The organism is Plantactinospora sp. ZYX-F-223 (assembly GCF_039649625.1).
Taxonomy (GTDB): Bacteria; Actinomycetota; Actinomycetes; order Mycobacteriales; family Micromonosporaceae; genus Plantactinospora.
In genome coordinates, this window is sequence record NZ_JBDJAV010000044.1 from 66,724 (window position 1) to 74,450 (window position 7,727).

Consider the following 7,727-nt stretch of genomic DNA (forward strand, 5'->3'; position numbering starts at 1 on the left):
GGGCCCGGAACCGGCGACCGGCCCGGGCCCGCAGTCACGATGCGTCAACTCAACTGTCGGTCCGTACTGAAACCGTCGTTCACAGCCTGGCACACTGTCCGGTCGCCGGGCCCCGGACCGTGTTGGTCCGGCCGTCGTTGCCCGGTGCCGGCGAGTTGGCCACGCAGCTCAGCGGTCCGCTGATGGTGTTGCCGGCGACCAGCACCGGCTGGCTGCCGGAGTTGCCGACCAGCGAGACCGGGCCGGCGACGGTGACGGTGTCGACCCGCACCCCGCCACGGCTGAGGGCGACCGAGACCGGCCCGCTCACCCTGCCCTCCTCGACCAGCACCTGGCCGGTCGCGGCGACCACCGTGACCGGGCCGGAGACCCTGGTGCCGCTCAGGGTGAGCAGCGCCGATCCGGTGGCGGTGACCGGGCCGGAGATGCTGCCGCCGGTCGCCAGCAGCGACGCGCCGGGCAGCACGGTCACCGGGCCGGCGACGGTCGCGTTCTCCAGGCAGGTGAGCCCGGAGAAGACGGTCAGCGGCCGGTTGTGCCGACCGGTGATCGTCGTGGTGCACTCCGGGCCGGGCCGGCCGACCGCCGAGCGGGGCGCCGGGTCGGCGGTGACCGGCGAGTTCTCGGCGAGGTAGTCGGTCAGCATGGTCAGGTCGTTGTCACCGGTGGTGACCCGGTCGACGTTGGTGGCCAGGGTCGCGAAGTTGTCCCCACCGGCCGCCAGGAACGAGTTCACCGTCACCCGGTAGCTGCCGGTCGGGTTGATCGGCGTGCCGTTCAGGGACATCGACGTGATCCGGGAGCCCTGCGCGGCCTCGGGGTCGTAGGTGTAGCTGAAGCCCTTGGAGACCCCCAGCCAGAGCACCGGCCGGGAGGCGCCCGCCGGCTGCCACTGCTCCTCCAGCACCTGCTTGATCTGGGCCCCGGTGTACGTCTTCGTCACCACGTCGTTGGCGAACGGCTGCACCGAGAACGCCTCCGCGTACGTGACCACCCCGTCCGGGGCGTACAGCAGGTCGGACCGGAGACCGCCCGGGTTCATGAACGCGATCTGCGCCCCGCCCCGGCCGGCCGCACTGGTGCCGGCGAGCTGCACGTCGGCGATGAAGTTGCCGAGCACCGACTCCTTGCCCCGGTCCTCGTTCCCGGCCTCGTTGTACGCCCGCTTGATGTCCGCGGTGATCGATCCGAGCGGGCGCTGGCCCAGCTCCTGCGCCCGGGTCTTGGCTGCCGCCACGATCTCGGCGACCCCCGGGTGCTGCGGTGCGCCGACCACGTCGACGAGCTGGGCGTCGGCCGCGGTGACGGTACCGGTGGCCGGGTCGAAGGTCAGGTCGACCTTGCCCAGCCGCTTGCCGTAGTCCTCGGCCTGCACGATCGGCCGCAGCTTGTCGGTGCCGGGCACCGGCACCTCGAAGGCGTACGGCTGGTGGGTGTGCCCGCTGAAGATGACGTCGATGGTGGCGTCCGCCCGGGTGAACTTGCCGAAGACCGGGTCGTTCGCCAGCGCCTCGGCCGAGCTGATGTTCTCGGTCGCCGCGCCCTCGTGGGCGAGCAGCACCACCACGTCGGCCTCGCCGTTGGCCGGGTTGCCGTCCTTGAGCTGTGCGGCCACGGCGTTCGCCTCGGCAACCGGCTCCCGGAAGGTGATCCCGGCGATGCCGTCCGGGCTGACCAGCGAGCCGGTCTGCTCGGTCACCACCCCGACGAAGCCGACCCGCACCCCACCGACGCTGCTGACCGAGTACGCCGGCAGTGCCCGCTCGTCACCCCGGTAGACGTTCGCACCGAGCAGCGGGAAGTCGGCCCGGTCGGTCACCCGGCCGGTCAGGTCCGCGATGCCCTTGTCGAACTCGTGGTTGCCGACCGCCGAGACGGCCAGCCCCATCTCGTTCAGCGCGTCGATCGTCGGGTTGTCCTCATCGATCGCCGAGATGAACGTGGAGGCGCCGATGTTGTCGCCGGCGGAGACGAACGCGGTGTTCGGGTTCTCCACGCGGAGCTGGTCGACCAGGCCGGCGACCTGGGCGGCACCGCCGACCGGGCGGCCGTCCGGCGCGTTGCCGGGTGACTCCAGCCGACCGTGGAAGTCGTTGACGCTGAGCAGTCGCAGGTCGACCGGACCGGTCGCCCCGGTCTCCAGCCCGACGACGATCGGGTTGTGGTCGCTGGCCCGGTACGGGTCCGCGGCGAAGAACGCCGGGTGCCCGTCGTACTGGAAGGCGTACGACTCGTGCGAGTTGATCTGCCAGACGTCGACCCCGGTGACCCGTTCGGCCAGCGACGCCGAGGCGACCGCGTGGTCCAGCGAGCCGGATTCGCCGCCGAAGACGTAACTCGCCTTGCCGGTGTCGTTCAGGTCGACGTACCCGGCGTCGTAGAGGACCTGCATCGGGTCCTCCCGGGTGTACGCGTTGAAGTCGCCGAGCAGCAGCACCTGGTCGCTGCCGCTGTCGGCCTTGAGCTGGTCGACGAAGGCGGTCAGCGCGCGGGCCTGGCGGACCCGGTCGCCGTTGAACGCGCCCTGTCCGTCACCGCTGTCCGCGTTGTCGCCGGTCGCCGCGTCGGAGCTGCTCTTCGACTTGAGGTGGTTGGCCACCACGGTGAAGGTGGTCGCGCCGGCCGTGAAGGTCTGCGCGATCGGCTCCCGGGCGTTGAACCACACGGTCTCGTCGTTGACCGACCGGGACGCACCCTTCGGCTGCGCCTTCGCCGGCTTGAAGATGATCGCGGTGGTGATGAAGTCCTGCTGGGCCGCGGCCGGCAGGTCCGCCGGGGTACGCACGTAGTCCCAGGTACCGGCGCCGGCCGCGGTGTTCAGCGCGGCGACGAGCCGCTTCAGCGCCTGCTGCGGGTCAGCGGCGTTGAACCGGACCGAGTTCTCGATCTCCTGGAGTGCCACCACGTCGGCGCCGAGCGCGTTGATCGCCGAGACGATCTTCGCCTCCTGCTTGGCAAGCGCCGCCTCGTTCTCGGCGCCCCGGGCGTCGCCGCCGAAGTGCACGAAGTAGTTCAGCACGTTGAACGCGCCGACCAACAGGTCACCGCCGACGTCGCCAGGTGCCGGCGTACGCGGGTTGGTCACCTTGAAGGTGGTCCGGCCGGCCGGCGGGGTGTCCGCGCTGACCGGGGTGGTCGGCTGGAGCCGCCACTCGTTGAACCCGTACGACAGCACGGTCGGGCCGAACGCCTCGACCGAGTCGCCGACCCGCAGCGGGCTGCCCGGCGCCAGGTACGGCGGCAGCAGGCCCGCGTCGGCCAGGTTGGTGGTCCGGCCGTCGTCGACCAGCAGCCGGGCCAGCTTGTTCGCCGCCGCCGCCGCACGGGCGGCGTCGGTGCCGGGCCGGGCGACGTCGGTGGGTATCACCGCGGCGCGGTCGCCGGCGGCGAGCACCACCTCGCCGTACCGGTTGGTGTTGTAGACCTCGGAGACGGTGAACTGGCCGACCGGGGCGACCAGCATCGACTCGACCGACTCCCGCGCCGGGACGTCCAGCGGCAGCGAGAGCGCGACCGGCGACGGCAGCGCGACCTGATGCTCGCAGACCTGCACGTCGGCCTTGACGGCGATGCTGACCTGGGTGAGCCCGTTGAACTCGCTCGCGGTGCCGCTGACCCGGACCCGGTCGCCGAGCGCGACGCTCGGGTGGTTGGCGGCGTTGCTGGTCAGGTAGACGAAGATGCCGTCCGAGGCGGTCCCGGCGGCCGGCGGCCGCCCGCCGCTGCCGGCGGTCTGCAGGTAGATGCCGTTGTACCCGCCGGTGCGGTGGTCGCCGCTGACGACACCCTCGACGGTCACCCGGGTACCGGCCAGCGGTGTCGCGTCGCCGGTGCCCTGGACCTGGGCGATGGTGTGGCTGACCGGGGTGTCGCAGCCGACCGGGTCCGGATCCGGGTCCGGGTCGCCGCCGGTGTTGCGGGTGCCGAAGCTGTTCAGTGCCGGGGCCCGCCACGTCCCGTCGATCCGCTGGAGGGACTCTCCGATCGGGGTGCCGCTCCCCTCGGCCACTCCGATGTCGGTGGCGGCCCGCCCGTCGGCCGGCCCGCCGACTCCGGTCAACCCGCCCTCGTAGCTGAGGAACTCGGCGACGGCGCCGCCGGGGGCGACCAGCGCGACCGCGTCCGGCGAGCCGTTCTGGATCCCGTCCGTCGGGTACGTCGCGACGACCACCCCGGCCGCCGGCACCGTCCCGCTGAGCGTCCGGGTGTGGTACGGGGCACCGTTGTTGCCGTTGTAGAGGACGAGCTGCCATCCGGTCAGGTCCGTACCGGCCGGCGCCTCGACCTCGATCGCCTCACCGGTGTCCGTACCGACGTTGTCGTAATGGATCTCACTGAGAAAAGGCGTCGCCACAGGTTCGGCGGCAAGGGCCGCTACTCCGCTGGTCATACCGAGCGCACCACTGGTGAGCAGTACGCCCAGCGCCTTGAGCGAGCGTCCGCGTCTGTTCCGGCGCATCACGTTGCCTCCGATAGGGGGTAGACGGTCGGAGCATATGCGGGCTCGGTGGCGTACCGAGAGCTGCCAGGTGTACGGAACACCATGGATGTTCGGTCGTAGCGCGCCGAAGATCGGACTATTCGCTGTTTTCGCCCGGGCACTGAAACCGTTCCCTCCGGCACCGTCCACTCGGGTTCGATCAATCGCGAGGTCCCGGCGCCACGCCGGAAGTCAGCGGTGAGGCGCCACCGGCCGGACCCGTCGCCCGTTCTGGTCGAGTTTTGGTTACCGTAGTCGGTCAAGGTCCTGCCGGGCGGGCTGTCGTGCCCGCCCGCCGCATCGCGCTGAGGTGTCCGTGAGGCTGAGGTGTCAGTGAGTCAGTACGGCGACAACTCCGTGAGTCAGTACGGCGACAACGCGGTGCCGGCCGACGAGCGGCCGACCATGCAGATGGCCGCCGTCAAGGTGCCCGCCGAGGATCGCCCCACCATCCCGATCACCGCCGTCACCCTGCCGGTCGGGCAGCAGGGCGGTGGCGTTCCGGCCGGCGGTGCCGGGGGTACCCCGGAGACTGTCACCGCGACGTCGGCCGGGTGGGAGACGCCGGCCCCGGGATCCGGGCCCGGCGGCCTGGCGGGAGCCCCCGAGCAGCCGGCACCCCGGCGCCGCCTGCGTCGGATACTGCTCGCCGGTGGCGTGGCCGCCGCCGTGCTGGTCGCCACCGGCGGCGCCACGGCCGGCTACGCGTACGCCGGTGAGGTGCCCCGGGGCACCAGCGTGCTCGGCGTCGACCTGGGTGGCAAGAGCCGGGCCGAGGCGGCCCAGGCGCTCCGCGCCGACCTGGCCTCCCGGGCCAGCACCTTCAGCACCCCCGTCCAGGTGCGCATCGGTGACCAGACCGGTGAGGTCTCGCCGGCCACGGTCGGCCTGGCGGTGGACGTCGAGGCGACCGTAGCGGCCGCCGCCGCGCACCGGCCCGGCCCGTTCAGCCTGCTCTTCGGCTCCCGCAGCGCCGAGCCGGTGGTCACCGTCGACGCCGAGAAGCTCGACGCCGAGCTGCGGAAGATCGTCGGCCGGACCGGGCAGCAGATGAGGCTGCCGGCGATCACCTTCAGCGGCACGACGCCCCGGCCGGTCTATCCGAAACCGAGCAAGGGCCTGCGGGCCGAGGAGTCGGCGAAGGCGCTGCGGGAGGGCTGGCTGCGCGGGCAGCCGGTGCAGGTGCCGCTGGTGGAGACGCACCCGGCGACCACCACCGAGGAAGTCGACAAGCTGGTCACCGAGCTGGCCAGGCCGGCGGTCGCCGGCCCGGTCACGGTGACCACCGACCGGGGGAACTTCACCATCGCGCCGGCGGCGATCGCGAAGAGCCTGGTGCTGACCGCCGACAAGACCGGCAAGATCGCGCCCCGGGTGGACGAGAAGAAGCTGCGCACCGCGCTCTCCGGCCAGCTCGACAAGGTCGAGGTGAAGCCGAAGGACGCCACCATGTCGATCCAGGGCAACAAGCCGAAGATCGTGGCCGGCTCGGGCGGCTCGCAGGTGGACGCCGCCGCGCTGGCCCGCGACCTGCTGGCGGTGCTGCCGAAGACGGACGGCCGCACGGTCCGGGCGCAGCTCAAGCCGGTCGAGCCGAAGGTCAGCACCGCGGACCTGACCAAGATGGGGATCAAGGAGCGGGTCTCCACCTTCACCACCAACTTCACCGGCGGTCTCAGCTCGCCGCGCAGCCAGAACATCGTGACGATCGCCCGGGACGTGGACGGGACCGTGGTGAAGCCCGGGGAGACCTTCTCGCTCAACGGGCACACCGGGGAGCGGGGCTACGCTCAGGGCTACCGCGACGCGCCGGTCATCCTGGACGGCAAGCTCGTACCGGGGGTCGGCGGCGGCACCTCCCAGTTCACCACCACGCTGTTCAACGCGACGTACTACGCCGGGCTGGAGGACGTGGAGCACAAGCCGCACTCCTACTGGTTCAGCCGCTATCCGCCGGTCATCGAGTCGACCATCTTCTGGCCGGACCTCGACTTCAAGTTCAAGAACGACACCCCGTACGGCGTCCTGATCGACACCTCACACACCTCCCGCTCGATCACGGTGTCGATCTGGAGCACCAAGGTCTACGACAAGGTGACCACGGAGTGGAGCCCGCGCCGCAACATCACCAAGCCAAAGGTGATCAAGCTCCAGCCGGGTCCGTCCTGCATCCCCACCAACGGGATCGACGGGTTCACCCAGGACGCCTTCCGGCTCTTCCACAAGGGTGGAAAGGTCGTCAAGCGGGAGAAGTTCACCTGGAAGTACCTCGCCGAGCCGCGATACAGCTGCGGCTGACCGTTCCACCGCCCGGTGGTATGACACAACCGGGATGACATCGGCACATTGCGATATAGCGATGGAGGTCCATACGCTGCCGGCATCGTGATCTCAGGCGCGCCCACAAGGCGCGCCACCGATGCTCGGAGAGGACCCCCATGGCTCGTTGGCGCTTCCTCACTCGCCTGGCCGCCGCCGCGTTCGCCGCGGTAGCCGTCGGCGGCGTCACCCTGGCCGCACCGGCCAACGCCGGCCCACGCAACACCGACGTCACACCGTTCGTCGTCGGCGGCACTCGCGCCGCACAGGGCGAGTTCCCGTTCATGGTACGACTCTCGATGGGCTGCGGCGGTTCCCTCTACAGCCCCCGACTTGTCCTCACCGCCGCACACTGCGTCGGGCGTACGGGAAGCAACTCCAGCATCACCGCCACGCTGGGCGTGGTGGACCTGCAGTCGTCGAGCCGGATCCAGGTCCGCTCCAACTACGTCTACCGGGCGCCCGGCTACAACGGCAACGGCGACGACTGGGCGTTGATCCGGCTGGCCAGCCCGGTCACCGGGCTCAGCACCCTGCCGATCGCCACCTCGACCGCGTACGACAGCGGGACGTTCACCGTCGCCGGCTGGGGTGCCACCCGGGAGGGCGGAGCCCAGCAGCGGTACCTGATGAAGGCTAGCGTGCCGTTCGTCAGTGACTCGGTCTGCAACGGCCCCTCGGCGTACGACGGCGACGTCATCGCGGCCGAGGAGATCTGCGCGGGTCCGCTCTCCGGCGGCACCGACACCTGCCAGGGTGACTCGGGCGGCCCGATGTTCCGGCAGGGTGACAGCGGCCTGGTCCAGGTCGGGATCGTCAGCTGGGGCAACGGATGTGCGCGCCCGAACTATCCTGGCGTCTACACCCAGGTCAGCTACTTCTCCCCGGCGATCGCCTCGGCGGCGGCCAGCCTGGGCGGCTGACCGGT

General features: G+C 71.2%; 3 protein-coding genes. 2 read left to right on the forward strand and 1 reads right to left on the reverse strand.

Annotation, left to right across the window (positions count from 1 at the left end):
• Positions 1-79: 79 nt before the first annotated feature.
• A complete protein-coding gene (locus AAH979_RS33690) occupies positions 80-4,459 on the reverse strand; it encodes an ExeM/NucH family extracellular endonuclease (RefSeq protein ID WP_346262167.1) in 4,380 nt (1,459 codons plus the stop codon).
• Between the two features lie 426 nt (positions 4,460-4,885).
• On the opposite strand from AAH979_RS33690, the gene AAH979_RS33695 reads away from it, so the two are divergent.
• Positions 4,886-6,778, forward strand: coding sequence for a VanW family protein (locus tag AAH979_RS33695; RefSeq protein ID WP_346262172.1), 1,893 nt, complete (start codon positions 4,886-4,888; stop codon positions 6,776-6,778).
• A 140-nt stretch (positions 6,779-6,918) separates the two neighbouring features.
• Positions 6,919-7,722 (forward strand): serine protease, encoded by an 804-nt coding sequence (locus AAH979_RS33700; RefSeq protein ID WP_346262168.1) that lies wholly within the window; start codon positions 6,919-6,921, stop codon positions 7,720-7,722.
• The last annotated feature ends 5 nt before the right edge of the window (positions 7,723-7,727 follow it).

Bases quoted from the DNA above. Each gene is read 5' to 3' on its own strand.
- AAH979_RS33700 (WP_346262168.1), top strand. From the start codon at position 6,919: ATGGCTCGTTGGCGCTTCCTCACTCGCCTGGCCGCCGCCGCGTTCGCC.
- AAH979_RS33695 (WP_346262172.1), top strand. From the start codon at position 4,886: ATGCAGATGGCCGCCGTCAAGGTGCCCGCCGAGGATCGCCCCACCATC.
- AAH979_RS33690 (WP_346262167.1), bottom strand. From the start codon at position 4,459: ATGCGCCGGAACAGACGCGGACGCTCGCTCAAGGCGCTGGGCGTACTG.